Source organism: Kitasatospora sp. NPDC001664 (assembly GCF_053596675.1).
Genome location: NZ_JBSFGS010000024.1, coordinates 128630 through 155301, shown reverse-complemented (window position 1 = coordinate 155301; position 26672 = coordinate 128630). Strand labels below are relative to the sequence as shown.

The 26672-nt window shown below is 72.6% G+C and carries 30 protein-coding genes; 23 read left to right on the top strand and 7 right to left on the bottom strand.

Going from position 1 to position 26672, the window contains the following annotated elements; all coding sequences use genetic code 11:
* Positions 1-109 precede the first annotated feature (109 nt).
* Positions 110-862 carry an alpha/beta fold hydrolase gene (locus ACWCYY_RS29805; protein ID WP_345289226.1) on the bottom strand — a complete coding sequence of 251 codons (753 nt, stop codon included), beginning with the start codon at positions 860-862 and terminating at the stop codon, positions 110-112.
* A gap of 117 nt (positions 863-979) precedes the next feature.
* Here ACWCYY_RS29805 and ACWCYY_RS29800 point away from each other — a divergent pair, with 117 nt between their 5' ends.
* The 5 genes from ACWCYY_RS29800 to ACWCYY_RS29780 all read left to right on the top strand — a co-directional run bounded on the left by ACWCYY_RS29800 (position 980) and on the right by ACWCYY_RS29780 (position 6509).
* A complete protein-coding gene (locus tag ACWCYY_RS29800) occupies positions 980-1936 on the top strand; it encodes a Ppx/GppA phosphatase family protein (RefSeq protein ID WP_345289227.1) in 957 nt (318 codons plus the stop codon).
* Between the two features lie 434 nt (positions 1937-2370).
* Positions 2371-3168 (top strand): sugar phosphate isomerase/epimerase family protein, encoded by a 798-nt coding sequence (locus tag ACWCYY_RS29795; protein WP_345289301.1) that lies wholly within the window; start codon positions 2371-2373, stop codon positions 3166-3168.
* 20 nt (positions 3169-3188) lie between these two features.
* Positions 3189-3953 (top strand): class I SAM-dependent methyltransferase, encoded by a 765-nt coding sequence (locus tag ACWCYY_RS29790; RefSeq protein WP_345289228.1) that lies wholly within the window; start codon positions 3189-3191, stop codon positions 3951-3953.
* A gap of 121 nt (positions 3954-4074) precedes the next feature.
* Complete coding sequence (gene ilvD, locus ACWCYY_RS29785; RefSeq protein ID WP_345289229.1) at positions 4075-5919, top strand: dihydroxy-acid dehydratase; 1845 nt, start codon at positions 4075-4077, stop codon at positions 5917-5919.
* 83 nt (positions 5920-6002) lie between these two features.
* Positions 6003-6509: a hypothetical protein gene (locus ACWCYY_RS29780; RefSeq protein WP_345289230.1), complete on the top strand. Its 507-nt coding sequence runs from the start codon at positions 6003-6005 to the stop codon at positions 6507-6509.
* A gap of 7 nt (positions 6510-6516) precedes the next feature.
* Here the strand turns inward: ACWCYY_RS29780 and ACWCYY_RS29775 are convergent, their stop codons facing one another.
* From ACWCYY_RS29775 to ACWCYY_RS29760, 4 genes are all read right to left on the bottom strand, one after another.
* Positions 6517-6969: an SCO2583/SCO2584 N-terminal domain-containing protein gene (locus ACWCYY_RS29775; RefSeq protein WP_345289231.1), complete on the bottom strand. Its 453-nt coding sequence runs from the start codon at positions 6967-6969 to the stop codon at positions 6517-6519.
* A gap of 58 nt (positions 6970-7027) precedes the next feature.
* Positions 7028-8281 carry an SCO2583/SCO2584 N-terminal domain-containing protein gene (locus tag ACWCYY_RS29770; RefSeq protein WP_449797785.1) on the bottom strand — a complete coding sequence of 418 codons (1254 nt, stop codon included), beginning with the start codon at positions 8279-8281 and terminating at the stop codon, positions 7028-7030.
* A 110-nt stretch (positions 8282-8391) separates the two neighbouring features.
* Complete coding sequence (locus ACWCYY_RS29765; RefSeq protein ID WP_380149572.1) at positions 8392-8841, bottom strand: hypothetical protein; 450 nt, start codon at positions 8839-8841, stop codon at positions 8392-8394.
* A gap of 173 nt (positions 8842-9014) precedes the next feature.
* Positions 9015-10574: an extracellular catalytic domain type 1 short-chain-length polyhydroxyalkanoate depolymerase gene (locus ACWCYY_RS29760; RefSeq protein ID WP_345289233.1), complete on the bottom strand. Its 1560-nt coding sequence runs from the start codon at positions 10572-10574 to the stop codon at positions 9015-9017.
* Between the two features lie 202 nt (positions 10575-10776).
* Between ACWCYY_RS29760 and proC the strand changes: the two genes are divergently transcribed.
* The 5 genes from proC to ACWCYY_RS29735 all read left to right on the top strand — a co-directional run bounded on the left by proC (position 10777) and on the right by ACWCYY_RS29735 (position 15407).
* Positions 10777-11601, top strand: coding sequence for a pyrroline-5-carboxylate reductase (proC, locus tag ACWCYY_RS29755; RefSeq protein ID WP_345289234.1), 825 nt, complete (start codon positions 10777-10779; stop codon positions 11599-11601).
* A gap of 10 nt (positions 11602-11611) precedes the next feature.
* Positions 11612-12265: an HAD family hydrolase gene (locus ACWCYY_RS29750; RefSeq protein WP_449797784.1), complete on the top strand. Its 654-nt coding sequence runs from the start codon at positions 11612-11614 to the stop codon at positions 12263-12265.
* 103 nt (positions 12266-12368) lie between these two features.
* On the top strand, positions 12369-12872 hold the full coding sequence (locus tag ACWCYY_RS29745) for a SigE family RNA polymerase sigma factor (RefSeq protein ID WP_345289236.1): 504 nt from the start codon (positions 12369-12371) through the stop codon (positions 12870-12872).
* Between the two features lie 41 nt (positions 12873-12913).
* Positions 12914-13717: a hypothetical protein gene (locus tag ACWCYY_RS29740; protein ID WP_345289237.1), complete on the top strand. Its 804-nt coding sequence runs from the start codon at positions 12914-12916 to the stop codon at positions 13715-13717.
* A gap of 43 nt (positions 13718-13760) precedes the next feature.
* Positions 13761-15407, top strand: a complete 1647-nt coding sequence (locus ACWCYY_RS29735) for a penicillin-binding transpeptidase domain-containing protein (protein ID WP_345289302.1) — start codon at positions 13761-13763, stop codon at positions 15405-15407.
* 41 nt (positions 15408-15448) lie between these two features.
* Here ACWCYY_RS29735 and ACWCYY_RS29730 read toward each other — a convergent pair whose 3' ends face one another.
* Together ACWCYY_RS29730 and ACWCYY_RS29725 are read right to left on the bottom strand one after the other, a co-directional pair.
* Positions 15449-16048 (bottom strand): hypothetical protein, encoded by a 600-nt coding sequence (locus ACWCYY_RS29730; RefSeq protein ID WP_345289238.1) that lies wholly within the window; start codon positions 16046-16048, stop codon positions 15449-15451.
* A 30-nt stretch (positions 16049-16078) separates the two neighbouring features.
* Positions 16079-16573, bottom strand: a complete 495-nt coding sequence (locus tag ACWCYY_RS29725; protein ID WP_345289239.1) for a helix-turn-helix domain-containing protein — start codon at positions 16571-16573, stop codon at positions 16079-16081.
* A 202-nt stretch (positions 16574-16775) separates the two neighbouring features.
* On the opposite strand from ACWCYY_RS29725, the gene ACWCYY_RS29720 reads away from it, so the two are divergent.
* The 13 genes from ACWCYY_RS29720 (at position 16776) to ACWCYY_RS29660 (ending at position 26645) form a co-directional block, all read left to right on the top strand.
* Positions 16776-17141 carry a WhiB family transcriptional regulator gene (locus ACWCYY_RS29720; protein WP_449797783.1) on the top strand — a complete coding sequence of 122 codons (366 nt, stop codon included), beginning with the start codon at positions 16776-16778 and terminating at the stop codon, positions 17139-17141.
* Positions 17142-17188: 47 nt separating this feature from the next.
* Complete coding sequence (locus ACWCYY_RS29715; RefSeq protein WP_345289241.1) at positions 17189-17971, top strand: hypothetical protein; 783 nt, start codon at positions 17189-17191, stop codon at positions 17969-17971.
* Entirely contained in the window at positions 17968-18180 is a 213-nt protein-coding gene (locus ACWCYY_RS29710) for a hypothetical protein (protein WP_345289242.1), read from the top strand. Before ACWCYY_RS29715 ends, ACWCYY_RS29710 begins: the two co-directional genes overlap by 4 nt.
* 301 nt (positions 18181-18481) lie before the next feature.
* Positions 18482-18889, top strand: coding sequence for a hypothetical protein (locus tag ACWCYY_RS29705; protein ID WP_449797782.1), 408 nt, complete (start codon positions 18482-18484; stop codon positions 18887-18889).
* Positions 18890-19008: 119 nt separating this feature from the next.
* Positions 19009-19584, top strand: coding sequence for a phage tail tube protein (locus ACWCYY_RS29700; protein ID WP_345289244.1), 576 nt, complete (start codon positions 19009-19011; stop codon positions 19582-19584).
* An 85-nt stretch (positions 19585-19669) separates the two neighbouring features.
* Positions 19670-19960 (top strand): hypothetical protein, encoded by a 291-nt coding sequence (locus ACWCYY_RS29695; protein WP_345289245.1) that lies wholly within the window; start codon positions 19670-19672, stop codon positions 19958-19960.
* A 65-nt stretch (positions 19961-20025) separates the two neighbouring features.
* The gene (locus tag ACWCYY_RS29690) at positions 20026-20373 is read left to right on the top strand and encodes a hypothetical protein (RefSeq protein ID WP_345289247.1); all 348 of its coding nucleotides are present in this window, start codon (positions 20026-20028) and stop codon (positions 20371-20373) included.
* 15 nt (positions 20374-20388) lie between these two features.
* Positions 20389-21189: a hypothetical protein gene (locus tag ACWCYY_RS29685; RefSeq protein ID WP_449797781.1), complete on the top strand. Its 801-nt coding sequence runs from the start codon at positions 20389-20391 to the stop codon at positions 21187-21189.
* Positions 21190-21206: 17 nt separating this feature from the next.
* A complete protein-coding gene (locus ACWCYY_RS29680; RefSeq protein ID WP_449797780.1) occupies positions 21207-22358 on the top strand; it encodes a phage tail protein in 1152 nt (383 codons plus the stop codon).
* Between the two features lie 50 nt (positions 22359-22408).
* The gene (locus tag ACWCYY_RS29675; protein WP_345289250.1) at positions 22409-23236 is read left to right on the top strand and encodes a hypothetical protein; all 828 of its coding nucleotides are present in this window, start codon (positions 22409-22411) and stop codon (positions 23234-23236) included.
* 7 nt (positions 23237-23243) lie between these two features.
* The gene (locus ACWCYY_RS29670; protein ID WP_449797779.1) at positions 23244-25610 is read left to right on the top strand and encodes a hypothetical protein; all 2367 of its coding nucleotides are present in this window, start codon (positions 23244-23246) and stop codon (positions 25608-25610) included.
* 32 nt (positions 25611-25642) lie between these two features.
* Complete coding sequence (locus ACWCYY_RS29665) at positions 25643-25936, top strand: hypothetical protein (RefSeq protein ID WP_449797778.1); 294 nt, start codon at positions 25643-25645, stop codon at positions 25934-25936.
* 37 nt (positions 25937-25973) lie between these two features.
* Positions 25974-26645, top strand: a complete 672-nt coding sequence (locus tag ACWCYY_RS29660) for a hypothetical protein (protein ID WP_345289254.1) — start codon at positions 25974-25976, stop codon at positions 26643-26645.
* Positions 26646-26672: the final 27 nt, after the last annotated feature.

The window sequence follows — 26672 nt, the reverse complement described above, 5'->3', positions numbered from 1 at the left end:
ACTGCGCGAGTACGGAAGGCGGACCAGCGCTGGATCGGGGCAGGCGAGCCAGTTGCACGTGCTGCCGTTCCCCTGCGCGCAGTTCCTCGCGCCCCTGGGTCACTGCCACTTACTCGCCGAGGAATCGCTCCAGCGTGGTGGCGAAGGCGACCGGGGTCTCCTGCATGGGGTAGTGGCCCGAGGCGGGGAGGAGTTCGAGGTCGCCCTCGGGGTAGTGGGTGAGCCAGGTGGAGCGGTAGTAGTCCTCGTTGAGGGCCAGGTCGTGCTCGCCGACGAAGGCCCGGGCGGGCAGCCGCAGGCCGGAGACCTCGGCGCTCAGGTCGACCGTGGTCCACTGCTCCAGGTAGGAGGCGAAGGCCTCGGGCCGGGAGGCCCCGAGCGAGTTGGCGACCATCCGGTCGAGCCAGACGCCGGTGGCCCGGTTGCCGGTGACCAGGTCGATGATGGCGCGGCGGTTGCCGGGCTCGGCGGCGGCCCCGTGGAAGAGGTCGTACGCCTCGCCGAGCTCGTACGCGGAGGCGGCCACCGGCGCGACGCCGGCCAGCTTGCGGACCCGCTCGGGCGCCCGGGCCAGCACCTGCTGGGCCGCCTTGCCGCCCATCGAGTGCCCCACCAGGGAGAAGGTCTCCCACCCCAGCTGGTCGGCCAGCGCCAGGGCGTCCCCGGCGATCTCGGCCAGGCTGTACTCGCCCTCGACCGCGGCCCGCTCGCCGTAGCCGCGGTAGTCGAGGAAGGCGTAGCTGAAGGCCGAGCCGTCGAGGTACTCGGGGAACGGGCCCCAGCCGGCGCTGGTGCCGAACCAGTCGTGCAGCACCAGGACGCCGTGTTCGCCGGAGCCCACCAGGCGGTGAGTGATCGTCATCTCGGTCTCCTCCACGTCGAGTTGATCCAGGCGACGCTAGCGGCAGCGGGCCGGTCCCGGGGCCGGTGAGGTGTTATCCGGCCACCTGTGCGGCCGGATCGCGTAGCGTGGGCGGTTATGCGACTCGGTGTGCTCGACGTAGGTTCCAACACCGTCCACTTCCTCGTGGTGGACGCCCACCCCGGTGCTGCCCCGCTGCCCGCGTACTCCCACAAGGCGGAGCTGAGGCTGGCGGAGCTGCTGGACGGGGACGGTGCGATCACCGACGTCGGGGTGGACAAGCTGGTGGCCATGGTGGCCTCCTCGATCCGGGTGGCCGAGGACAAGGGCGTGGTGGACCTGCTGCCGTTCGCCACCTCGGCGGTCCGGGAGGCGGCCAACGGCGAGGCGGTGCTGCGCCGGGTGGCCGAGGAGACCGGGGTGGAGCTGCGGGTGCTGTCGGGCCCGGACGAGGCCCGGCTGACCTTCCTGGCGGTGCGGCGCTGGTACGGCTGGTCCTCCGGGCGGCTGCTGGACCTGGACATCGGCGGCGGCTCGCTGGAGCTGGCGGCCGGCCTGGACGAGCAGCCGGACGTGGTCTGTTCGCTGCCGCTGGGCGCGGGCCGGCTGACCGCCCGGCTGCCCGGGGACGTCGCGGACCCGGAGGACATCCGGGAGCTGCGCCGGTACATCCGGGCCGAGATCGCGCAGGTGGTGGGCGAGTTCACCCGGCGCGGGGCGCCGGACCACGCCGTCGGCACCTCGAAGACCTTCAAGCAGCTGGCCCGGATGACCGGCGCGGCGCCGGCCGAGGCGGGGCCGCTGGCGGTCCGCAAGCTGACCCGGGCCGGGCTCTCCGCCTGGGTGCCGCGGCTGGCCGGGATGACGGTGGCTCAGCGGGCGCAGATCCCGGGCGTCTCCGAGGGGCGGGCGAGACAGCTGCTGGCGGGCGCCCTGGTGGCGGACGCCGCGATGGACCTGTTCGGGCTGGAGGAGCTGGACATCTGCCCGTGGGCGCTGCGCGAGGGCATCATCCTGCGCCGCCTGGACACCCTCGACAGCCCCTCGGACCGGCACCCCGCGCTGACGGGGTGACAGACCTGCGCGGGTCGGCGGCGTGACGGGGCGCACACCATTACCGGCGCGCGCCGCTTACGCTGTCTCCCGTGGCGGAAGCAGCGGACGAGGACGGGTCGCGGCGGGGCCGCGCGGCCGGTGACAGCACCCGGCAGCCGCGCAGGGCCCGCAAGGCGCCTGCGCCGGAGACCACGGGCTCCGACGATCCGCAGCTGGTGCGGAAGGCCGCCAAGAAGGCCGCGAAGAAGGCTGCCAAGAGGGCGGAGACGGCCGAGGCGGCCAAGGCCACGAAGCCCGTCGAGGGGAGGAGGGCCGCCAAGCCGCCCCGGCAGTCGCAGCTGGCCCTCGCCACCCAGGCGGTCAAGGCCGTCCGGGCGGCGAAGAAGCCGGCCCTGCGGGCCCCGCTGCTGCGCACCACCGACCGCCTGGTGCTGCCGCCGCACGCCGACGGCCTGCACGTGCCGGACACCAAGGTGGTGCTCTCCACCGCCTCGGTCTACCCGGAGAACACCGCCACCGCCTTCGAGCTGGCCGCCCGGCTCGGCTACGACGGCGTGGAGGTGATGGTCTGGAACGACCCGGTCAGCCAGGACATCGAGGCGCTGCGCCGGCTCTCCGACGAGTACCGGATGCCGATCCTGGCGGTGCACGCCCCCTGCCTGCTGATCACCCAGCGGGTGTGGAGCACCGACCCGTGGACCAAGCTGGTCCGCGCCCGGGCCGCCGCCGAGAAGCTCGGCGCGGACACCGTGGTGGTGCACCCGCCGTTCCGCTGGCAGCGCCAGTACGCCCGGGAGTTCGTCGAGGGCGTGCACCGGATGGCCGGGGAGACGGACGTCCGCTTCGCGGTGGAGAACATGTACCCGTGGCGCTACCGGGACCGCGAGATGCTCGCCTACGCGCCGGGCTGGGACGTCACCGAGGAGGCGTACCGGCACTACACGGTGGACCTCTCGCACGTGGCCACCTCGCGGGTGGACGCCTTCGAGATGGTGGACCGGATGGGGGAGCGGCTGGCCCACGTGCACCTGGCCGACAGCCTGGGCTCCGCCAAGGACGAGCACCTCATCCCGGGCCGGGGGAACCAGCCCTGCGCCGAGCTGCTGGAACGTCTGGCCCGCACCGGCTTCGAGGGCCACGTGGTGCTGGAGGTCAACACCCGCCGCTCCGCCTCCCCCGCCGAACGCGAGGCCGATCTGGCCGAGGCGCTCGCCTTCACCCGGCTCCACCTGGCCACGGTGGCGAAGTAAGCCCGGGCTACCGTGGGTCCATGACGTCCTATCAGTTGCACGACCACGCGAACTCGTTCGGTGCGGTGGCGGCCGAGTACGACGCCGCCCGCCCCTCCTACCCGGCCGAGCTCTTCGACCGCCTGGAGGAGTTGGCCGGCTTCCCGCTCAAGGGTGCCGAGGTGCTGGACGTCGGTGCGGGCACCGGCATCGCCACCCGCCTGCTGGCCGCCCGGGGCGCCCGGGTCACCGCCGTCGAGCCCAGCCCGGGGATGGCGGCGCGGCTGCGAGCGGTCAGCCCGGAGCTGCCGCTGGTCAAGGGCACCGGGGACGAGCTGCCGTTCCACGACGCCACCGCGGACCTGATCACCTACGCCCAGGCCTTCCACTGGACCGACCCGGGCCGCTCGATCCCGGAGGCCCTGCGGGTGCTCCGCCCGGGCGGCTCGCTGGCGGTCTGGTGGAACGTCAGGGATCCGGAGGTCCCGTGGGTCCGGGCCCAGGGCGAGCGGCTGAAGGCCGGCACCCCGGAGAGCTACCACGGGTACGGAGCGGTGAAGGAGGTCACCGTGGAGTTCGCCCCGTACGGGCTGCCGAGCGGCCACGCGGTGCTGCGCTGGGACCGCCGGATCACGGTGGACGCGATGCTCACCGACCTGCGGTCCCGCTCCTACGTCGCGGTGCTGCCGGAACGGCGGCGGGAGGAGCTGCTGGCGGCGGAACGGGACGCGCTGCTCGCCGAGTTCCCGGACGGCGAGCTGGTCGACCCGTACGTGCTCGACCTCACGGTGCTCACGAAGGAGTGACCGGATGGCGGACGGAGTGTCCGTCCGCTGGAACCGAGGCGTAGGCTCGACAGCCACGGCGGCCCTGCACCCTCCCACCTGAGCGGGGCCCGCCCCGGAGCCTCCGAAGGAGTGGAGCACAGTGCCCGAGCTGAAGTCCCGTACGGTCACCCACGGTCGCAACATGGCAGGCGCCCGGGCGCTTCTCCGGGCCGCGGGCGTAGCCCGGGAGGACTTCGGCAAGCCGATCATCGCGGTGGCCAACTCCTTCACCGAGTTCGTCCCCGGGCACACCCACCTCCAGCCGGTCGGCCGGATCGTCTCCGAGGCGATCAAGGAGGCGGGCGGCATCCCCCGCGAGTTCAACACCATCGCGGTGGACGACGGCATCGCCATGGGCCACCACGGCATGCTCTACTCGCTGCCCTCGCGCGACCTGATCGCCGACTCGGTGGAGTACATGGTCTCCGCGCACTGCGCGGACGCGCTGATCTGCATCTCCAACTGCGACAAGATCACCCCCGGCATGCTGATGGCCGCGCTGCGCCTCAACATCCCGACGGTCTTCGTCTCCGGCGGCCCGATGGAGGCCGGCCAGGCCGTCCTGGTGGACGGCACGGTGCGCAAGCTCGACCTGGTGAACGCGATCTCCGACGCGGTGAACGAGAACGTCTCCGACGAGGACATCGCGATCATCGAGGAGAACGCCTGCCCGACCTGCGGGTCCTGTTCGGGCATGTTCACCGCCAACTCGATGAACTGCCTGGCCGAGGCGATCGGCCTGGCCCTGCCGGGCAACGGCTCGGTGCTGGCCACCCACACCGCCCGCAAGGCGCTGTACGAGGACGCCGGCCGCACGATCGTCGACATCACCAAGCGGTACTACCACCAGGACGACGCCACGGTGCTGCCCCGCTCGGTGGCCTCCCGCGCCGCGTTCGAGAACGCGATGGCGCTGGACATCGCGATGGGCGGCTCGACCAACACCATCCTGCACCTGCTGGCCGCCGCCCAGGAGGCCGAACTCGACTTCGACATGCGGGACATCGACGCCATCTCGCGCAAGGTGCCCTGCCTCTCCAAGGTCGCGCCGAACGGCAAGTACTACATGGAGGACGTGCACCGGGCCGGTGGCATCCCCGCCATCCTGGGCGAGCTCTACCGCGGCGGGATGCTGAACGAGGACGTGCACACCGTGCACTCCGCGACGATGGCCGAGTGGCTCAAGTCCTGGGACATCCGCGGCGGTTCGCCCTCCCCGACGGCGGTCGAGCTGTTCCACGCGGCCCCCGGCTGCGTCCGCTCCGCCACCGCCTTCTCGCAGTCCGAGCGCTGGGACACCCTGGACACCGACGCGGCGAACGGCTGCATCCGCTCGGTCGAGCACGCCTACTCGGTGGAGGGCGGCCTGGCCGTGCTCTACGGCAACCTCGCCGAGGACGGCTGCATCGTGAAGACCGCCGGTGTCGACGAGTCGATCTGGACCTTCTCCGGCCCGGCCGTCGTCCTGGAGTCGCAGGAGGACGCGGTGGACGCGATCCTCACCAAGCGGGTCAAGGAGGGCGACGTGGTGGTCATCCGCTACGAGGGCCCCAAGGGCGGCCCCGGCATGCAGGAGATGCTCTACCCGACCTCCTTCCTCAAGGGCCGCGGCCTGGGCAAGGCCTGCGCGCTGATCACCGACGGCCGCTTCTCCGGCGGCACCTCGGGCCTGTCCATCGGCCACGCCTCGCCCGAGGCGGCCTCCGGCGGCACCATCGCGCTGGTCGAGGACGGTGACGTCATCGCGATCGACATCCCCAACCGCTCGGTCGAGCTCAAGGTCTCCTTCGAGGAGCTGCACGAGCGGCGCCTCAAGCTGGAGGCGGAGACCGGCTACCGGCCCAAGGACCGGGTCCGCCCGGTCAGCGCGGCGCTCAAGGCGTACGCGGCGATGGCCACCTCGGCCGACAAGGGCGCGGTGCGCGACGTCAGCAAGCTGGGCTGACCCGACGTCAGGCGGCCGCTCCCGGGTGATCCGGGAGCGGCCGCTTCGTCGTTCCCGGGGTGCCCCGTGTCATCATCGGAGCCGTGAGCGAGCAGACTGAGCACCCCGACGGCACTCCCGAGCCGATCCGCTGGTTCGGCACCAGCTGGGTGGAGCGCGGCTCCGGCTACTGGGCCCGCCGGGTCGCGGTGCCGCTCGGAGCCCTGGCCGCCGCCGCGGCCGGCGCCCTGCTGCTGCGCTTCGCGGTGGAGGGCGTGCGGGACTCCGAGGCCGGCGGGGTGGTCTACGGGCTGCTGGTGGCCGCCATCGGGCTCTGCTCCCTGCTGGCCGGGCTGCGCACCTGGAAGGTGCTGAGCGAGGGCAAGGAGAGCCTCACCGGCTGGATGACCGAGGAGAAGTCGCTCGGCGCGGTCTGGCTGATCGGCTTCGTCGGCGCGCTGGTCGCCTACTTCCTGCGCAGCCTGCTGGAGGCTCCGGGCGAGAGGGTGAAGCGGGCCCGGTACGAGGAGGCCCTGGCCGCCGTCGACCGCCGCCGGGCCGCGAAGGCCGCGCGCAGCGGCAATCCCGGGCGGCCGAAGAAGCGCCGCTGAGGCTCCGTCAGACCGGTTTGGGCACGTCCTGCGCGGGCGCCGTGGGATCGGCCGGGGCGGTCGGGGTCGGCTTCGGCTGAGGTGTCACGGGGGTGGCCGGCTCCCGCACGGTGTCGGCCGCCACCTTCAGGCTGAACAGCACGATCGCGCAGACCGCGACCACGATCAGCCAGGTCTGCCACGAGGCCCCGGCACCTCCGGCGCCCCGGCGGATCCCCCGGCGGCCCCGGGCCCCGGACTTCCGGCGGGCCGCCTTCGGCCCGTCGTTGACCGAGCGGCGGCCGCCCGGGTCGTGCGGCGGGGTGTGCTTCCACCGGGCGGCCAGCATCCTGGTCCGGCCGCTGGCCTCCTTGACGGTGGCAGCCCGGACGAAGGCCTCGTCCAGGACGAGACCCTCGAACGGGTCCTTCTCCGACGGTTCGTCGGCTGAGCGCGGCTCTGGCTCATCGGCTATCGGCACGCCGTCAGTATGCCCCCCGCCCCCGTCGGGGACGCGTGAATTCGATCAGCCGGGGGACTCAGCTGCGGGTGGTGGTCCCGCACTCCTCGTGCTTCTCGATGTCCTTGCTGCGGTCGTACGGGTCGCTGCTCGGGCCGGTCGGCTCCGGCCGGGTGCCGAAGCTCATGTTGAACTGGGCGAACTGCGGGTGGAAGAAGCCGTCGTAGACGTCGCAGGCGCTGTTGCCGACGTCGCTGTCGGTGTCCGCGAAGCGGATCTTCTTGCTGTCCACGTCGTACCGGGCCGGGTCGTAGAACCGGAAGGCCATCACCCGTCGGACGATGGTCCGGGCGGTCCAGGTGTTCGGAGCGACGTCCTCGGTCGTGAAGCCGGCCGGCTTCACGGTGCCGGCGGCGGGCGAGGGCCGCTTCTTGCCGGCCTCCGGGCCGGGGCGCAGCGCGTAGACGAAGGTGTAGTCGGTGCGGACCAGCAGGCCCTTCTCGCCGTCGCCCTCGAAGCTCATCCGGCCCTGCACCTTCACGGTGTCGTTCACCGGGATCGCGTCGCGCGGGTCGAAGCGGCTGAACACCGAGGTCGCGTCCCCCTTCTCGGAGGGCGCGCGCAGCCAGCCTTCGGTCTGCCGGCGCGGATCGGTGTCCAGCATGGACAGCGCGGTGTCGGTCTGCCCGCCCGAGACCATCGCGTGGTCCAGGTTCGAGGCCACCAGGAAGTCCTTGACCAGCTTGAGCCGGGCGGCCACCTGGTCGGCGTCGAAGGTGCCGACGGCCTGGGCCTGCGGCAGCAGGATCGCGTCCGGCCCGGCCGGCCAGCCCTCGGCCGGGGAGCCGGCCCAGGGGCGGGCCACGGTGGGCTGCTGCTCGTCCACCTGCGGGGCGGCCGCGGTCGGCTTCGCGGTCTCCGGGCCGACGGTCGGCACCGGGCGGGCCGCGGTGCCGTCGGCCGTCCCGGTGTCGCCGCGCCAGTCGGCGTACCAGCCGCGCAGCGACTCGACGTTGAGCGCGGCCAGCACCAGCGCCACGGCGAGCGCCACGTAGAGCGGCGCCTGCCAGTTCGGCCTGCTCCGGCGGACGTTGCCCCAGGGGTCGACGGGCTTCGGCTTGCGGCCGAAGCGGCGCTTCGGCCTCGGGCCGTCGTTGACGGAGCGGCGGCCGCCCGGGTCGTGCGGCGGCTGCTCCTTCCAGCGGGCGGTGAGCATCCGGGTGCGTCCGGACTGCTCCTTGACCTCGGCGGAGCGGACGAACTCCTCGTCCAGGACCAGGTTGTCGAACGGGTCCTCGGCGGGACGCGGCTCGGGCTCTTCGGCTATGGGCACGCGCACAGTATGCCGACGCCGTCGAGCGCCCGTTCGGGAGGGCCGGACGGTCCGCCGCCCCGCCGTTCCGGTGCGTACGGGTTGCTGACGGTTCGTCCGGTGTACGGCCGTCAGCGGGTGCGGCGCGAGCGCTTGACCGAGCCGACCACACCGGCGACCACCAGCAACAGACCGGCCGGCGCGAGCGAGGAGAACAGCGACTCGAACAGCTCGGTCCCCCCGAGGAAGGTCAGGTTCACCGTGTTGAGCAGCCAGAACGCGGCCGACGCCGGGAGCGCCGAGCGCCACGGGTGCTCGGCGGCCCAGCGGTGGATCCGGCGGTCGGCCGCGTCCCGGCGCAGCTTCCCGCCCAAGGTCCCCACCAGGAACAGCACGAACAGCCCCAGCCCGGCCGGCCCCGCCACCACGTCCGCACCCCAGTGCCCGGTCACCACGTTCACCCCGAGCGCGGCCGAGCCCACCAGGGCCCCGGCCCCCGCGGCCGTCCGCCACGGCCCCAGCGTCGCCGAAGCCACCGCCAACTGGTTCTTCTCACCACGCGACAGATCTCCGTGTCCCATGCCCTCCACGGTCCTCCCGTCCACCCCCGTAATCCATAGGGGCCACCCCTGACCTTCCCCCTACGGGGAACGACGGCCAGGAGTGGCCCCGAAGAAGGAGGACGCGGCGGCCGGGTGCGGTGGGCCGGGGCCGGGATCGCCGTGGTGCGGAGGAGGAGCTCCTCCTCGTTCCCTCAGGTGCGGTACTCCAGGGTCAGGGTCGCCGCGGTGCCGCGTTGCAGGAAGAGGTAGGCGGTGCTGGAGAGGGGGCGGTCGAAGGCGAGGCGGAGTTGGAGGGGGGTGCCCGGGGTGACGGTGGGGTGGAAGTCGGTGGAGGTGCGGGTGCCGGAGGTGAAGGCGGGGATGGTGGCAGCGTCAGGGGTGTCGGCCGGGGCGGCGTAGTCCTCGGGGGTGGTGGTGCAGCTGGGGCCGTAGCAGCCGGTGCGGGTGGAGACGGTCAACTGGGCTTCGTTCCAGGGGTTTCCGCTGCCGCTGGCGTAGGTGACGGTGAGCCGGGCGGCGGTGACGGTGGCGCCGGCGGGGAGGGCGGCGGTGTCGAAGGAGAGCAGGGCCCGGTTCTGCTTGCCGTCGGTGCCGCGGCCGACGGCCAGGCCGAGTGAGCCGGCCAGGGTGCCGACGGTGGGGGAGGTGCCGTCGGCGTTGGCCTTCACGTAGCCGTCGCGGGTGGTGTCGTCGGAGAGGGTGAGGGTGCCCGTGGAGGGGGAGGGGGACGGGGACGGCGAGGGGGTGGGTGAAGTGCCGTCGAGGGAGAGGAACGTGGCGATGCGGTAGGACGCGCAGAGGTTGACGTCCAGGATGTAGGCGCCGGCCGTGCCGCACTGCTCGGCTCCGCTGCCCGGGTCGACCGGCTGTCCGTGGCCCATCCCGGTGATGGACCAAGTCTCCACCCGGGCCTGCCCGTTGGCGTCGGCGTAGACCTTGTGGGGGTTGCCCGCGACGGTCTCGGTGAGGGCGGGGGTCTGCGGGACGCCGTTGGCGTCCGTCCACTGCTCCATCAGCTCGGTGAGATTCACGGGCTTCACCAGTGCGTCCGAACTCCCGTGCCAGATGGACACCTTGGGCCACGGGCCGGTCCAGGACGGGTGGCCGGAGCGGACCAGGTCGCCCCACTGGGCGGGGGTCAGGTCGCGACCGGTGGTCATGCAGTCCACGCTGGCCTGGGTCTGGGTGGAGGCACAGCGGTACGGCAGTCCGGCCACCACCCCGCCGCCGGCGAACACGTCGGGGTAGTCGGCGAGCAGCGCGGCGGTCATCGCCCCGCCGGCCGAGAGGCCGGTGACGTAGACCCGGGAAGGGTCGGTGGACAGGTCGGCGGTCGCCCGGGCGACCATCTGACGGATCGACAGCGCCTCGCCCTGGTCCCGGGAGTAGTCGCCGGGGACGAACCAGTTGAAGCAGCCGGAGGAGTTGTTGGCCGACTGCTGCTGCGGCAGCACCAGCGCGAAGCCGTACCGCTCGGCCCACCTGGTCCAGCCGGTCTCGTCGTCGTAGGCGGCGGCGGACTGGGTGCAGCCGTGCAGGGCGACCACCAGCGGCCGCCCGGCGGGCAGCCCGTCCGGGACGTAGCGGTACATCAGCAGGTTGCCGGGGTTGGAGCCGAAGCCGGTGACCTGGGTCAGGACGGCGGCGGCCCGGGCGGGGGAGGGGGAGAGGAGGGGGAGCGCGGCGGCGGCGAGCACGGCGAGCAGCGTCAGGACGGCTGCCCACCACGCCCGTTGGGGTCGGACGTGCATGGTGAAGGCTCCTGGGTGGGGGTGAAGCCGGGTGGGGGTTGCCGCGACGGTAGTGGCGGGACGGTGGCCCCGGTCACGGTGCGGGCGGACACCGGCGGGCGGCCCGGGTGGCGGTGCCGCACATTGCCCACAGCGTGGACGGCTGCGCCGGACGGGCGCCGCCTGGTGCGAGGATGGCCGTACACGTGAGCAAGGAGCGGCCATGACCAGCAGCGCGTCCGGACAGAAGATCGCCTTCCTCGGCACCGGCAAGATCGGGGAGGCCCTGCTCTCCGGTCTGCTGCGGGCCGGCACCGACCCGGCGGACGTCCTGGTCACCGCCCGCCGCCCCGAGCGAGCCGCCGAACTGACCGAGCGCTACGGCGTCACCGTGGTCTCCAACGCCGAGGCGGCCAAGCTGGCCGACACCCTGATCCTGGCGGTCAAGCCGCAGGACATGGGCACCCTGCTGGAGGAGCTCTCCCCGCACGTCGAGCCCGACCGGCTGGTCATCTCGGCGGCGGCCGGCGTGCCGACCCGCTGGTTCGAGGCCCGGCTGGCCCCCGGCACCCCGGTGGTCCGGGTGATGCCCAACACCCCCGTGCTGGTCGACGAGGGGATGAGCGTGATCTCCGGCGGCTCGCACGCCGAGGAGCAGCACCTGGAGCGGGCCGAGGAGATCTTCCGCTCGGTCGGCAAGGCGCTGCGCCTGCCGGAGAGCCAGCAGGACGCGGCCACCGCGCTCTCCGGCTCCGGCCCGGCCTACTTCTACTTCCTGGTCGAGGCGATGACCGACGCGGGAATCCTGCTCGGCCTGCCCCGGCACGTGGCGCACGACCTGATCGTGCAGTCCGCGATCGGCGCCTCGGTGATGCTCCGCGACTCGGGCGAACACCCCGTCAAGCTCCGCGAGGCGGTCACCTCCCCGGCCGGCACCACCATCGCGGCCATCCGCGAGCTGGAGAACCACGGCGTCCGGGCCGCCCTGCTCGGCGCCCTGGAGGCGGCCCGCAACCGCTCGCAGGAGCTGGCCTCCGGCGGCAAGTAGGCTCACGGGCGTGAGCTACGACTTGGTGGTCTTCGACAACGACGGCGTTCTGGTGGACAGCGAGCCGATCTCCAACCGGGTGCTCGCCGAGTACCTGACCGAGCTCGGCCACCCGACCACGGTCGAGGACTCCTACCGGGACTTCATGGGCTGCGCCGCCCACACCGTGCACGACGTGGTCGGCGAGCGGTACGGGGCACGGCTGCCCGAGGGCTTCGACGAGCTCTTCCACACCCGGGTGTTCGCCGCGTTCGAGCGCGAGCTCACCCCGGTGCGGGGCGCCGAGGAGCTGCTGAAGACCCTTCAGCAGCGCGGCGTCCCGTACTGCCTGGCCTCCTCGGCCCACCACGCCTGGATCCGCACCGCGCTCGACCTCACCGGGCTGCGCGGCCACCACGCCGAGGAGCGGATCTTCAGCGCCCAGGACGTCGGCGTCGGCAAGCCCGCCCCCGACCTCTTCCTGCACGCCGCCCGCACCCTGGGGGTGGACCCGGCCCGCTGCCTGGTGATCGAGGACAGCCGCAACGGCGTGCTGGCCGCCCGGGCCGCCGGGATGGACGTGTACGGTTACGCGGCCCTGACCGACCCGGCCAAGCTCACCGGCGCGGGCGCCACCGGCCTGATCACCGACCTCGCCGAGGTGCCCGGGCTGCTCGGCCCCTGACGGGCGGTCGGACGCCCGGAAAACTTTTTCCCCCGGCCTGTAACGCCGCCGGTGCCCCGCGGCGTGGGTACCGCGACGAACGGGATCGGGGAAGGACCAAGTGGTGGGGGAAGCTCCTGCGGACTTCATGGAGTTCGCGCACGCCCACAGCGGCAGACTGTTCAGAACGGCCTGCCTGCTGACCGGTGACTGGCACCTCGCCGAGGACCTGGTCCAGGAGACCCTGGCGAAGATGTACCGCTCGTGGCGGCGGATCGACCGCTCCGAGCCCCCGCTGGCGTACGCCCACACGGTGCTCTCCCGGACCTTCGTCTCCCAGCGCCGGCTTCGCCGCTCCGGCGAGCGCCCCTCCGAGGCACTGCCCGAACCGGACGGCCACCTCGGCGACGACCCGGCCCTGCGGATCGCCCTGCTGGAGGCCCTGGCCCAGCTGTCCCCGAAGGACCGCACGGTGCTGGTGCTGCGCTACTGGGAGGACCGCTCGGTCGAGGAGACCGCCCGGCTGATGGGCATCCGGGTCGGCTCGGTGCGGGTGCGCAGCCTCCGCGCCCGCGACCGCCTCCGGCAGGTCCTCGGACCCGAGTTCGCCGAACTGAGCCGCGCGTGAGGCCCCCGCGCCGTCACCCCCACGACCGAACGGAGAGCACCGTGCCGCATGACCGACCGCCGCAGTCCGAGGCCGAGCTGCACGAGGTCCTCGGTCGGGCCGTCGACGGGTTCGCCCCGCACAGTCACGACCTGGTCCACCGGGCTGCTACCCGAGGGCGCCACCTGCGCCGGATCAGGAACGTCCAACTCGCCTTCGCAGCCGTCGTGTTGGTGGGATCGACCGGATTCGGACTGGCCGCCCTCGGTCCGGCCGCCGAATCCGGCCCGGCCCTGCCGGCCGCCTCGGCCACGCCGACGCCGACCGCGACCCCGACGGCGACGACCGCCGACACCCTGCCGCTGCTCGCCGCGCCCACCTACCAGCCGGGCCGGGCCGACGGGGCGGGGCAGTTCGGCACCCAGTTCGCGGCGATGCTCCCCCGGCGCGGCACGAGCAGCCACCCCGACCAGATCGGGTCGTTCACCGACTGGCGCCTGACCCCGCGGTCGAGCGGGGACGCCCGGGAGCGGCGGGAGGTAAGGGCCATGCTGTCCTTCCAGGACGGGAAGCGGCGCACGGCCCTGAGCCTGACACTGGCCGACCTCACCGCGCAGGAGGTCATGGCCTGGCCGTGCACCACGGACGCGTACGGGGCCTGCGCGAGGCTCGCCGACGGATCGCGGGTGAGCACCATCCAGGAGGCCACCGGCTCCAAGCCCTTCCGTTGGGCGGTCGCCGTGCTCCGCCCTGGCGGCCGGCTGGTCCGGTTCGAGCAGTTCAATCCCGACGGGCAGCAGGAGGCGATGACGGTGAGTCTCGACGAGATGACCGCCATCGCCTTGGATGCGCACTGGTCCAAGTGACCCACGAGCACCGCAACGACAGGGGGAGTCAGCAGTGAGCAGAATGGCGGCCGGAATGGGGTTCGCGGTGGCGGGGGCCATCGTGTGCGGGGCCGGGGGGTACGCGGCCTACGCCCTGGTGGGCGGGCCGACTCCGGGGGGACCGAAGGTCCCGGCGGTGGTGGTCACCGGGCCGCCGACGGCGGCGGAGGCGGCGAAGGGGGCCGAAGCGTTCCTGAAGGCCTGGGCGGACGGCGACTACGAGGAGGCCGGGCGCCTCACCGACCGCCCCGAGCCCGCGATCGTCGCCCTGACCAGGTTCCGGACGGAGCTGAAGCCGACGGCGGTCTCGCTCGCCCTGGGCGGCCCGGTGCCGTCCGCCTCGCCGTCGCCGTCCTCCTTCGTGACGACTCCGCCGGTGTCGGACCGCGAGGTGCCGCTGGCCTTCCGGGCCGAGGTGCGGCTGCCCGACGCGGCCCAACCCTGGCGGTACGAGGGCGCGTTCACCATGGTGCGGGGCCGGGACGGGCGGGTGGTGGTGCACTGGAGTCCTGATGTGGTCCACCCCAAGCTGACCGGCACCAAGGAGCTGTCGGTGCGTCCGATCTCCTCCTCACCCTCCCAGGTGGTGGACCGAAAGGGTCGGCCGGTCGGTGAATTCCCCTCCGTGAGAGCGGTGTTGGGGCAGATCAGGTTCACCGGGACGGAGGACCCGGGCAGTGCGGGCCGCGGGGTGGTGGCCTTCGCGCAGGGCAGCTCGTCGCCCGGCGAGCAGCTGTTCACCATCACCGAGCCGAAGAGCGGTGCCCAGCGGCGGCTGACCCTGGACGCCGACCTGCAACGGGCGGCCGAGGCGGCGGTCGCGGCCCGGACCACACCGGCCTCGATCGTGGCCGTCGAACCCAGCACCGGTCACGTGCTCGCCTTCGCCAACAACCCGGCGCAGGGCCAGAACCGGGCCTTCGGGGCCAACCAGGCCCCGGGGTCCACCATGAAGGTGGTCACCGCCGCCGGGCTGCTGGAGGCCGGCCTGACGCCGGACAGCCCGCTGCCCTGCCCGCCGACCACCACCGTGTCCGGCCGGACGGTGCGGAACGACTTCACCGATCCGCGCCCGGGCTACACCTTCAAGGACGACTTCGCGCAGTCCTGCAACACCGCCTTCCTGGACGCGGGCGGCGACCGGCTCAAGGGTGCGGCCATGCCCACCCTGGCGCGGGAGGTGTTCGGCCTCGGCCTGGTCTGGCAGACCGGCATCGACACCTTCGACACCGCCGTACCGGTCGAGGGCAACCCGGCCGAGGCCGCCATGGCCCTGATCGGGCAGGGGCGGGTCCAGACCAACGCGCTCGCCATGGCCTCGGTCTCGGCCACCGTCCAGAGCGGCACCTTCCGCCAGCCGGTCCTGATCCCCGGCCTGCCCCAGCCGAGGTCCGCGCGCACCCTCGGTGCACAGCCCCTGAAGGACCTGCGGTCGATGATGCGTCGCACCGCCGAGAGCGGTACGGCCGCCGGGGCGCTGCGCGGCATCTCCGGCGCGGCCGGCAAGACCGGTACCGCCGAGGTCAACGGGCAGCCCAAGCCCAACAGTTGGTTCACCGGGTACTGCGGCGACCTCGCGGTGGCGGCCGAGGTCCAGGCGGGCGGGCACGGGGCGGAGGCCGCCGCACCGGCCGCGGCCGCGCTGCTGCGGATCGGCAACACGCGGTAGCACCCCTCGGGCGCCGGGCGCCGGGCGCCGGGCGCCGGGCGTCAGGCGTCGGGCTCTTCGGAGCGGGCAGGACCCTCCGGGGCCTCCGGCCGGCCCGGTGGCTCGGCGGTCTCCCGGCGTCGTCGTCGGGAAGGGCGGCGCGGGCGGTGCGGCATCAGCTCGCGCCGCCCGTCGCTGTCTGCCGCCCGGACCAGTGGGATCCGGGGCGGGAAGGCCAGGACGGTGGCCTCCGGGCCGGAGGAGTGTTCGTCGTCGGCCTCGGTGCGCGGCGCCCGGACCTCGGACCCGGCCTGTGGCGGAGCCTCCGAAGGGCCCTGGGCCTGGGCCGGGACGGAGGGCGCGGGGCCGGACACCGACTGGCGGTGGAGGTGCTGGACGGCGTCCTGCCACCCCTGGGCGTAGGCGGACTCGCGGGACCGCTCGTACTCCTCCGGAGTGGTGATCAGCACGCCCTCGGGGAGGGCCAGTTCGACCAGCGAGGTCAGTGCCCGGGTGACGGCGGCCGGGGAGAGCCGGCGTCCGGGCTCCCGGGAGGCACGGTCGGTGAGCTGTGCGATGAGGGCGAGGAGGTCGAACTCCTCGCCGCTCTCGGCCAGTTCGCCCGGGCCGGGACCGTCCGTCCGGTTGTTCTGCCCAGCCACGCGCCGAACGCCTCTCACCGATCCACGGGCTCAGCCCGTAGCGAGCCGTCTGGTCCCCTTGCGTCCCGTAGCCTCCCGGCCGGTCTCCCGGTGGTCGTCCCCGGCCTGGTCGGGCGTGAACTGCTGGGCGACCTTGATGAACATCTCGCGCCGGTCGTCGGGAATCCCGAGTGCCGACGCGACCTGCTCCAGGGTCATCCGCTGCCCGACGGCCGTGGCGGGTGCGGTGTCCACAGGGTAACCGACCGCCTCCGGGAGATCATCCGCCGTCAGCTTGCCCGACTGGATGAGGACTTCCCGGATCGGGACGCCGAGGGCGTGGGCCAGACCCCGCATGGTGTCGAGGTCGGGCATGCTCTGGCGCTGCAGCAGCCGGGTCACGGCTGCCCGGTGCACGCCCGCGTCCTCCGCGAGCTTCGACTTGCCGCCGCCCCGGGGGCTGTCGATGTCGTAACCGCGGTCGCGCATCAGGTCCTCGATCCAGGACGCGAACCGCTCGATGTCGGTGCTGCTGCTCGGCACCATGTGTTGGACTCCCTCCGCCTGCCCCCGCACCACCCAAGGGTACCGCGCGCTCGCGCGCGTAATCAGTGCTCGGACGCACCCTGTCATGTCGATTGGGCCACGGTTGTGCGGGGATTCGGCCGCTCTGTGAGGGAGTCGTCGCGGTCCGTCGAAGGTCCGTCCCGAAACAGCTTGCGCGCGCAGGCGCAACAACGCAGGATGGGTGCGAACCCGCAACAAGATCGGACGGGCCGCCCCGGGCTCCGCCCTCGAGTCCTGGAGCAGCCCTGCCATGCCCGTTGCCGCCACCGTTGCCGACGCTGCTGCCGCCGCCCGTCCCGCCGGCGAGGGTCACGCCTACGCCCGGGAGCGCGCCGAGGACTGGCGCGAGCGGGCCGCCTGCCGGGGGTTGCCGGCCCGGGAGATCTTCGTGACCAGGGCCGCCCAGGCCGCCCCGGCCCTGCGCCGCTGCGCGGCCTGCCCGGTGCGCCGCCGTTGTCTGGAGGCGGTGCAGCCCGAGCTCTCCTGGTTCGACGGAGTCTGCGGCGGCCGCCTCTGGCGCAACGGTCGCGTGGTCGAACCGCGTTGAAGTCCGCCTCCTCTTCCTGTCCCGCCGTCTCTGCCGGGGAGTCACCCATGCACGCCCAGTCCGCCTTCCCCTCCACCGTCGCGGGCCGTCAGCTCGCCCGCGCCGCCCTGTGGATCGACATCCTGCGCCGCCAGTTCCCGGAGCTGATCGAGGAGTTGGCCCCCGGGCGGCCGGGTGCCGCCAACCGGTCCGGTGCCCCCAAGGGCGCCGCCGAGGCGGCCCGCCGGGCGGCCGCCGACCGGGCCGACCGCGAGGCCGCCCTCTGGAACGAGCGGCACGGGCTGCGCGGCGCCTCCGGCGGCCGGGCCCCGCTGCGCCTGCACATCTCCGACGTGCTGCGCGACATCACCGACGGGGTGGTCGAGTTGGAGGAGGCCGTCCGGGAGAAGCTCCGGCTCGGCCGGGCCCCGCGGGCCGACGTGCCGGCCCGGCTGGACCGGATCGAGGCGCTGCTCGCCGAGGTGGCGGGCCACCCGACGCTCGCCGAGCACGTGCTGGAGGAGGCCCGCCGGATGTCCCGCCGCTGTTCGGCGGCGCTCGGCGAGGCCGAGACCCTGGTCCGGGTGCGGGGCCGCTGCCCCTGGTGCGACTCGGTCTCGCTGCGGGCCTTCCCGGCCTGGCGGGCGGTGCTCTGCGTCAACCCGGGCTGCCGCTGCACCGAGCCGGACTGCGAGTGCCGCACCGCCCCCGGCCACCGGCACAGCTGGGCGGAGACCTCCTGGTCCCAACTGGCCCAGGAGGCCGGGGTGGACGAGGCCGCCCTGGCCGTCCTGGTGGACGAGGCCGAGCCCGCCGGCCCCGTCCCCGCCGCCGTGGAGGGGGCCCGATGAGCACGCTCGGACTCCCGGCCGGGGCCGCCCTGGTCAACGCGCTGATCGCCGCCGCCGAGGTGGACGTCGCGCCCGCCACCATCCGCAAGTGGGTCCAGCTCGGCCACCTGGCCGCAGCCGGACGGCAGGGCAGGGCCCTGCTCTACCGGCTGGAGGACGTCTTCGCCGCCGAGCGCCTCACCCGGCGAGGTCGCCCGCGATCCGCCTGACGCGCCATCAAGAGAGCCCCGCCCCGGCACGGTTGCCGGAGCGGGGCTCTCGGCGTTCCGGCGAACGTGCCCGCCCGCACAAGTTGCGCCCGCGCACGCAATGCGTCACAGTTGGAGCAGCGGCGGAGCTGTGCCCCCAGCGCGGAAGCGAGGGGAGCGCGGCCCGCCGTTTCGCACGGGGCGGCCGCCGCCCCGCCGGTAACGGACCCCCTCCTCCCTCCCGCACGAGGTCCCGCCGCCGTGCCCACCGACGGCCGTCCCGCGCACCGACTCCGAGCCCCCGTCAGAAGGGAGCAGAACCATGGCCACTCCGCTGCTGGCCCTGCCCGACGTCGAACGCCTGATCGTCGACAGCCTGCGCAACCGCACCGAACTGGCCGCCGCCACCGTCGACAACAAGCCGCCCGCCGGCTTCGACGGGACGCAGGCGGTCGTCCTGGTCTCCCGCACCGGCGGGGCCTGGATCGACGACCAGCACCTGGACCTCCCGCTCGTGGACCTCGAGGTCTACGGGCCGACCAAGACCGCCGCGCACGCCCTGATGCAGCTGGCCCGGGCGGCCGTCTTCCAGCTGCGCGGCACCGTCTACGGCGGCGCCCTGGTCGTCGACTTCCAGGAGACGGACGGCCCCCGCTGGCTGCCCGACTACAACCGGACGAGTGCCAACAGGTACCGGAACACGGTGCAGTTGACGCTCCGTCCACTCTGAGCCGCCGCCCCGGCGGGCTCCCCACGATCGGGCCCCTCGCACCACCGCGAGGGGCCTTTCCCGTACCCGCGACCGCGAGTACGGACCACCCGGCACCACCTTCTCCCGAGGAGATCACCATGGCAGGCACCAACGCTTCCGAGATCCGCGTCGCCGGCACCGGCCGCATCCTGGTCGCCCCGGTCGGCACCGCCGCCCCGGCCGACACCTCCGCCGCCTGGGCGGCCGCGTGGAAGGACCTCGGCTACACGACCACCGACGGCATCAAGTTCGCCAAGAAGGACAAGATCGACCCGGTCAAGACCTGGCAGTCCTCCAGCACCGCCCGGCTGATCTACGGCGACCGTGACCTCACCCTGAAGTTCCAGCTGCTGCAGCTGAACGAGGACACCCTGCCCTTCTTCCTCGGTGGCGACGCCACCGCCGAGACCGCGGCCGGCTCGGGCATCTACAAGTACGACCTGTCCCCGGCCCCGAAGGCGAACGAGAAGGCCCTCGGCATCGAGTTCACCGACGGCTCGGCGATCACCTACCGCTTCGTCGTCCCGCGCGGCCAGGTGACCGACACCGAGGAGCTCGGCCTGACCCGCACCGCCGCCATCAAGCTCGGCGTCACCTTCACCGCCCTGTCGGTGGACGACACCAAGCCGCTGGCGACCATCCTGATGAAGGACCCGGCCTACTCGGCCGTCTGATCCCTCGTCACCCCCTGGGCAGGGCCCGGCGGACCATCCGCCGGGCCCTGCCCGCTCTCCCCAACTCACCAGTCAGGAGCCCGACATGGCCAGCTTCTCCGTCAACGCCGCCCGCGCCCAGCGCCTCGAAGCGCTCGGCCGCACCTGGACCTTCGACCTCGACGGCGAGGTCTTCGAACTCCCCACCGAGCTCGCGCGCGGGATCGCCCGCAAGCTCGCCGCGCTGGACGACGACGACGTCGACGGCCTGCTCCGACTCCTGCTCGGCGACGCCCAGTTCGAGCGCTTCGACCGCCACGACGTCACCATGCAGGACGTCGGCGCGATCCTGGAGGCCTACGGCAAGGAGACCGGGCTCGGCCTGGGGGAATCCTGAGCCTCGGCGCGTTCGTCGACGAACACGCCGAGGCCCTCGAAGCCGACCTGCTCCGGCACTACGGCGTGGACCTCCTCGACTGGCACCGCGACCGGCTCTCCGCCCGCCGGCTCTCGGTGCTGATCAAGCACCTCCCGCGCGACAGTGCCCTCACCCGCGAACTCCACGGCGAAGCCGCCGACTGGTCCACCACCGACTACCTGCTGGCCAACGTGGTCGACCACCTCGCCGTCGCCAACTGGATGTTCGCCACCATCAACCGCGACGAGGAAGCCGACCCCCTCGACCCCCCGGAGCCGGTCGTCCGCCCGGGCCAGGAGGACGAGGACGGCAGCCCGGCGGACGAGGACTGGGACGAGGAGCCGCGGCCGGTACTCCCGAGCGCCGTCGAGCTCCGCTCGTTCTTCGGATAGGACCGGAGGAAATCCATGGCCAACGTACCCGGCTCCGACCTTGCGGATCACCTGCTCAAGGACAAGGTCAACGGCCTCGCCGACGAATGGACCGTCTACAAGGCCGATGCCAAGGTCCAGAAGCACATCCTGACCGGGCTCGCGAGCAGCATCACCTACATCAAGGGTGACCTCAACGGCCTGGCCGGCAGTCTCACCGCGATGAAGGCCGACGTCACCCTGCTCGCCTTCGGCCTCACGGCGATCAAGGCCGACTACACCTTCCTGAAGGTGGACGAGAAGGGGATCTACTGGCGCGGCCGTCCGCTGAAGCAGTGGGGGGCCGACAAGGACAAGCAGAGCGCGAAGAACACCGAGAAGGCGCAGGCGGCCCTCAAGGAGAAGAACGGCGAGATCGTGCGCCGCCTGCGGCTCATCGAGAACAAGCTCTCCGCCCACGGCACGACCAAGGAACAGCTGGACGCGGCACGGAGCAAGAAGAACGCCTCGTCCCGGGCTTACCGGACCTCGGGCAGCGATGACGACCTCAAGACCGCCCAGCGTGACATGAAGGAGTTCCAGCGTCTGCAGGACAAGGCGCAGCGCGAGTCCGACGACCTCAAGAAGCTGGTCAAGCAGGCGCAGAAGGACGAGGGCCGCCTCGGCAAGCTCGCCAAGGAGGCCGAGAAGGTCACCAAGATCACGGACAAGATCAACAAGGCGGAGAAGCGGGCGAAGGAGCAGAAGACCGCGGCGGACAAGTACTTCAGGGACATCGAAACCAGGGCCGGCCACCTGGAGCAGAAGCTCAGGAGCCTGGCCGCAGCCGTGGGCTGACCACGAACGGAGAAGTGATGAGTCTCAAGTCCTCCCTCATCGGGGCCACGGGAAGCCTGTCGAAGTTCGCCTCCTCGCTCGGAACGACGGCCTCCAGGGTCGACCGGCTCCGGAGCTCGGCGCGGGACGCCGACGGTGCCGTCGGCAAGTTGAAGAACTCCGCCGCCCAGGCCGAGAAGGCCGTGGGCGGCACCGGAAAGGCCGCCGGGACCACCGGCGGGATGTTCGGGAAGATGAAGACCGGCCTGGGGGCGGCGACCACCGGGTTCAAGGGCCTCAACACGGCGATGAAGGGCAACATCATCGGCCTGCTGCTGATGCTGCTCGCGCCGCTGATCGCCAAGATCGTCGACATGGCGATGCAGTCCAAGACCATGCAGAAGATCATGGACACCGCCTTCAAGGTGATCGGCAACGTCATCGACACGGTGATGAAGGCGATCGGCCCGGTCATGAAGCAGACCGGCGAGATCATCACCAAGGTCTGGGGCAGCATCCAGAGCGCCATCGCCACCGTCGTGGACTGGATCTGGACCGCGATCAAGTGGTACTTCAACGCCTACAAGACCGTGATCACCACCGTGCTGGACGTGGTCCTGAGCGTGGTGACGGGTGCGTGGAACGGCATCCGCAGCGCGATCTCCGGCGTGCTGGACTGGATCAAGAGCGCCACCACCGGTGCGTTCAACACCGTCAAGGACGCGCTCAGCAGCGCCTGGGGGGCGCTGTCGGGGATCGCGGAGTCCGCGTTCAACGGGGTGCTCGGGGCGGTGAAGACGCCGCTGAACGCGGTGATCGGGCTGGTCAACCGGGCGATCAACGCGATCAACGGGATCAAGATCGAGATTCCGGACTGGGTGCCGGGGATCGGCGGCAAGGGGTTCGGGGTCCACATCCCCACGATTCCGATGCTGGCCAACGGCGGCATCATCGCGCCCTCCGCCTCCGGCACGCTCGCGCTGATCGGCGAGGGCGGCCAGCACGAGGCGGTCATCCCGCTGGACCGGCTGGACAAGATGCTCAGCTCCGGCGGGGCCTCGGCGCCCGCGCTGCACCGCCTGGCCGCCGCCGTCGAGGCGATGGCGCTGCGGCCGGTCCTGGTCCAGGTCGACGCGCAGACCATCGCCCGCGCCGCGATGGACGGTCAGCGCCAGCTCGTGCGCCGGTAGCCGACCGGCAGCAGCCAGAACCCGACACCTGAAGAGAGGAGTTGTGCCGCATGCCGCACAACCTGTGGATCGGCCGGCCCGGAGCGCTCCGGGAGATCGACCAGGCCGCGAAGAGTTGGGACCGCAGCGCCGACCTGGGGGTGACCGAGTTCCGGGCGCTCGGCGGACGGGCGACGGTGGTCTACACCCCGAAGCCCGTCCGCCGCCTGAAGCTGAGCTGGGAGGGGCTGGACCGGGACACCGCCACCTACCTGGACCGGCTGGCCCGGCGGGCCGACGGACCGGGGCCGCTCGCGGTGATGGACCCGGCCTCGGTGAACCTGCTGGAGCCGGCCCAGGCGGCCGGACGGGACCGGACGGGCAGCACCGGACGGGCCTGGTTCGTCTCCGGCCAGCCCGGCGCGGTGGTCGAATCGACCACGGTCAAGGGGCAGTTCGGATTCCAGGCGCAGGCCGCGGAGAGCGCGGTGGCCTGGCGCAGCCCGTACTGGGCCGGCGGCCTGCCGGTGGTGCCGGGCTGGACGGTGTCGTTCCGCGTCCCGACCGCCTTCCCGTCCGACACGTGCGTGGCCCAGCTGGACTTCAAGTCCGTCGCCGGCACGTACCTGAACAGTGCGGTGGTGACGGGCCGTCAGGTCACCGCCGTGGTGCCGCCGGACGCCGCCTTCGTCACGGCGGTCGCCAAGCCGGGTGCGGTCGGCACCTACTCGCTGGCCAACGCCTGCTACACCATCGGCGGCGACTGGCCGGACGAGGGCCTGCCCGGCGACGGCTGCCCGCCCATGGCGATCACCGGCTACAGCGACGTGCCGACGGCACAGCTCCGCTACCGCAACGTCTCGATCGACCTGCTGGAGGTGGCCGGTGCAAACGGATGACCCCACCATGATCGACGCGCTCGCCGCCGGCGAGCGCGCCTACCGCAGCACCACCCGCCTCGGCGGCACCGACCTCAGCCCGCAGATCCAGGGCTGGAAGGTCGACCGTGCCTACAACACCGACCTGCCCTCCGCCATGCGGGCCTTCGCCGGCAGCTCGTCCGCCCAGCTGGACCTCAAGCTGGGCGGCAGCGCGGCCGGCAACGGCCCCGCGCTGTACTCGCCGTGGGCCCCCCGGGCCACCGCCGACACCGTCCGTCCGCGCCAGTCGGTGGTGCAGACCGTCGGCCTGGAGAGCACCGGCGCGGTGCCGGTGTTCCGCGGGACGGTGCGCAGCCGCTCCGCCGCCTCCGGTGGCGACTCGGTGCAGGTGACGGCGCTGGACGGGGCCGAGCGGCTGCGCGGCCCGGCCCATCTGCCCAAGCCCTACGCCGGGTTCCTCGGCAAGCAGCCGATCGCCAGCGCCACCTGGTGCGTGGACGAGCTGCTGCGCCAGGGCGGGGTGCACACCTGCCCGCCGCCGCGCTACCCGAACGTCTCCAACGACCAGCACACCGCGTTCTACGCCTCGCTGCACGGCGGTCTCACCCCGACCTACGGCATCCCGTACCAGATCCCGGCGGCCACCGACTACGGCTGGTCCCGGACGGCGGCGCCGTACGAGATGGCCCTGGTCCCCAAGAAGACCAACCTGACGGTCAGTTGGATGCCACGCAGCCGTACCAGGATCCCCGGCCGGACGATCCTGGCCGAGGTCACCGTGAACAACATGGTCGGAGCCGGCGAGCGCGCCAAGGTGCAGATCGACCTCGCCACCGACGACGCGGGCTGGGGCTTCGGCCTGCTCCGCTTCGCGGTGGACTTCAACGCCGGTACGGTGACCGCCTGGTCGGGCCGTGAGGGCGGAGCCGGCCAGGGGTACAGCTGGTCCTTCCCCGCGCTCACCCAGCAGAAGGGCAACTGGCAGCTGGGCATGCTCTGGGACGGCATCTCCTCGCTGACCCAGCAGCGCTACGACTCCACCCTGCAGCGGTACGCCAAGGCGTTCCAGCTGATCCCGCACCTGATCGCCCCCGACGGCACCCAACTGGCCGGGCAGATGATGGAGTTGAACGCTCCGGACGCCATGCAGTGGGAGTCCGAGCTGTACCGGGTCGACCTGGTCACCGACGTGGCCGCCGAGTGCGTCCAGGTGACCGCCGGAGCGGGGACGGTCTTCACCTTCCAGCCCGCCGGCTTCAAGCAGGACTGGAAGAAGGGGGCCACCCTCGACGAGGTCACCCTGCCGCTCTACAGCGTCCCGACGGTCTCGGGGAGCCAGTGGGACGTCATCACCCAGATCGCCAAGGCGGCGCTGTCCACCGCCGAGTTCGACGAGACGGGGGTCTTCCGCTGGCGCAACCACACCCGGTTCCTCAGCGCGCCGACCAGGGCCCAGCGCACGCTGACCACCCTGCGGGACATCGCCGCCCTGACGGTCTCCGAGGAGATCGACGCCTGCCGCAACTACTGCGTCCAGCCCTACCAGGACTGGTCCAAGGTGGAGACCCAGAAGAGCGAGGTGATGCACGACGGAGCCTTGGTCCGCACCGTCCCGGGCAACGGCGTGCTGGAGATCGCCTACGAGAAGGCGGTCGAGGAGCCGGACATCTGGCCGCCGCTGGTCGACTGCGACCAGGTCGTCTCCGAGGACTCCGCCGTCCGCTTCTCGCTGGTCAACGCGGCCAACCAGAAGGCGCAGAAGGGCCGGGTGGAGACCTCCGTCCGCCGGGACGGCGGCACCCTCTACGTCCGCTTCCGCAACATGGCCGCCGAGCCGCTCTACACCGTCAACAAGGACGGCTCGGGCTCGGTGCGGCTGGTCATGCCGATGCCGAAGACCGAGCCGGTGAAGCGCACGGCGATCGTCCAGAACTCCGAGAGCCAGGCCCGCTACGGCTTCCAGGAGTTCACCGCGGAGGACACCGACTGGGTGCAGGACTACGACACCGCGATCTCGCTGGCCAAGGCGCTGGAGATGTCCGGCCGCTACCCCATCCCGGTGTTCGGCGGAGTCGAGGTGCTCTACGACCCGAGGCTCCAACTCGGCGACGTGGTACAGCTGGTGGACACCTCCGGTGCCTACCTCGACACCCTGGCCTGGGTCATCGGCATCTCCGTCGAGGCCGGCTCGGACGGCGCCATCCGGCAGACCCTCACCCTGCGCGGCACCTCCTGGCCGAGCGGCGAACTGGACGTCGGCCTCACCCCGGACCCGCCGGTCGACCCCGACGCCTGGACCAGGCAGCCGTTCAAGCAGGTGACCGAGCGGTACCCGTCCTACGCCCACATCACCCAGGCGGGCCGCAGCTACAAGGACCTCTGGACCCGCTGAGGGTCCGCCAACCCCCTTCCGAGGAGCCAGAGATGACCGACACCACCCCGCAGACCGCCGACACCGTCCGGCTCGACGCCGACCAGCTGCGCACGCTGGCCGCCGAGGTCGCCCGGCAGCTGGCCGACTGGCTGTCCACCCGCGCCCCCGGCCGGATCCCGGTCGACGACCCGCTGGCCGGCGCCGGGCAGCAGGTCAGCCTGCCGACCGGGGCCTCCGTCACGATCGAGTTCCCGCAGCCGCCCGCCGAGCCCGCCGAGCCCGCCGAGCCCGCCGAGCCCGCCGAGCCCGCCGAGCCCGCCGAGCCCGCCGGGCCCGCCGCGTAGCCCGTCAACTCCCGTACGACGAACCAGAGGTGGACTCGTGACCAAGCAGACCCCGATGAACCAGCTCCCCTACCCGGAGCCCAGCGACATCGCCGACATCCCGCTGCACCTCCAGGCGCTGACCCAGGCCGCCGACTCCCGGATGGTGATGCGCTTCGACACCGCCACCGCCCGCGACACCGCCGTGGTCCAGCCGGTGGCCGGCATGATCGCCTGGATCAAGTCGCCCGGCTACTACACCGTCTACAACGGCACCGGCTGGGTGCAGGACCACACCCTCAACCCGCCGCGCCTGATCACCAGGCAGAGCGCGGACCAGTCGCTGCCCAACAACGCCATCCTCTACCTGACCTGGGCCGCCAGCCCGATCACCGACAGCCACGGCGGCGTCGACCCCGCCCAGCTCACCCGCTACACCCCCAAGGTCGCAGGGCACTACCTGGTCACCGCCCAGGTCGCGTTCAGCGTGAACACCTCCGGCGGCCGGGTGGTCAACCTGATCAAGAACGGCGACGCCAACCAGAACTTCGGCCAGGTCGCCCACGGTGCCGTCCCGGTGGCCGGCTACTTCACCACGCTCTGCGCCACCGGCATGACCTACTTCAACGGGACCACCGACTACTACGAGGTGCAGGTCGCGCAGAACTCCGGCGCCGCGCTCACCACGGTGAGCGTCGGCACCATCACCCGTGCCCTGCGCGTCTTCTGACCCATCACCACCACCGAGCCCTGCCCC

Coding starts and splice junctions, on each gene's coding strand:
- ACWCYY_RS29805 (WP_345289226.1), bottom strand. CDS start 862: ATGACGATCACTCACCGCCTGGTGGGCTCCGGCGAACACGGCGTCCTG.
- ACWCYY_RS29800 (WP_345289227.1), top strand. CDS start 980: ATGCGACTCGGTGTGCTCGACGTAGGTTCCAACACCGTCCACTTCCTC.
- ACWCYY_RS29790 (WP_345289228.1), top strand. CDS start 3,189: ATGACGTCCTATCAGTTGCACGACCACGCGAACTCGTTCGGTGCGGTG.
- ACWCYY_RS29765 (WP_380149572.1), bottom strand. CDS start 8,841: ATGGGACACGGAGATCTGTCGCGTGGTGAGAAGAACCAGTTGGCGGTG.
- ACWCYY_RS29760 (WP_345289233.1), bottom strand. CDS start 10,574: ATGCACGTCCGACCCCAACGGGCGTGGTGGGCAGCCGTCCTGACGCTG.
- proC (WP_345289234.1), top strand. CDS start 10,777: ATGACCAGCAGCGCGTCCGGACAGAAGATCGCCTTCCTCGGCACCGGC.
- ACWCYY_RS29735 (WP_345289302.1), top strand. CDS start 13,761: ATGGCGGCCGGAATGGGGTTCGCGGTGGCGGGGGCCATCGTGTGCGGG.
- ACWCYY_RS29725 (WP_345289239.1), bottom strand. CDS start 16,573: ATGGTGCCGAGCAGCAGCACCGACATCGAGCGGTTCGCGTCCTGGATC.
- ACWCYY_RS29715 (WP_345289241.1), top strand. CDS start 17,189: ATGCACGCCCAGTCCGCCTTCCCCTCCACCGTCGCGGGCCGTCAGCTC.
- ACWCYY_RS29710 (WP_345289242.1), top strand. CDS start 17,968: ATGAGCACGCTCGGACTCCCGGCCGGGGCCGCCCTGGTCAACGCGCTG.
- ACWCYY_RS29705 (WP_449797782.1), top strand. CDS start 18,482: ATGGCCACTCCGCTGCTGGCCCTGCCCGACGTCGAACGCCTGATCGTC.
- ACWCYY_RS29700 (WP_345289244.1), top strand. CDS start 19,009: ATGGCAGGCACCAACGCTTCCGAGATCCGCGTCGCCGGCACCGGCCGC.
- ACWCYY_RS29695 (WP_345289245.1), top strand. CDS start 19,670: ATGGCCAGCTTCTCCGTCAACGCCGCCCGCGCCCAGCGCCTCGAAGCG.
- ACWCYY_RS29685 (WP_449797781.1), top strand. CDS start 20,389: ATGGCCAACGTACCCGGCTCCGACCTTGCGGATCACCTGCTCAAGGAC.
- ACWCYY_RS29680 (WP_449797780.1), top strand. CDS start 21,207: ATGAGTCTCAAGTCCTCCCTCATCGGGGCCACGGGAAGCCTGTCGAAG.
- ACWCYY_RS29675 (WP_345289250.1), top strand. CDS start 22,409: ATGCCGCACAACCTGTGGATCGGCCGGCCCGGAGCGCTCCGGGAGATC.
- ACWCYY_RS29670 (WP_449797779.1), top strand. CDS start 23,244: ATGATCGACGCGCTCGCCGCCGGCGAGCGCGCCTACCGCAGCACCACC.
- ACWCYY_RS29665 (WP_449797778.1), top strand. CDS start 25,643: ATGACCGACACCACCCCGCAGACCGCCGACACCGTCCGGCTCGACGCC.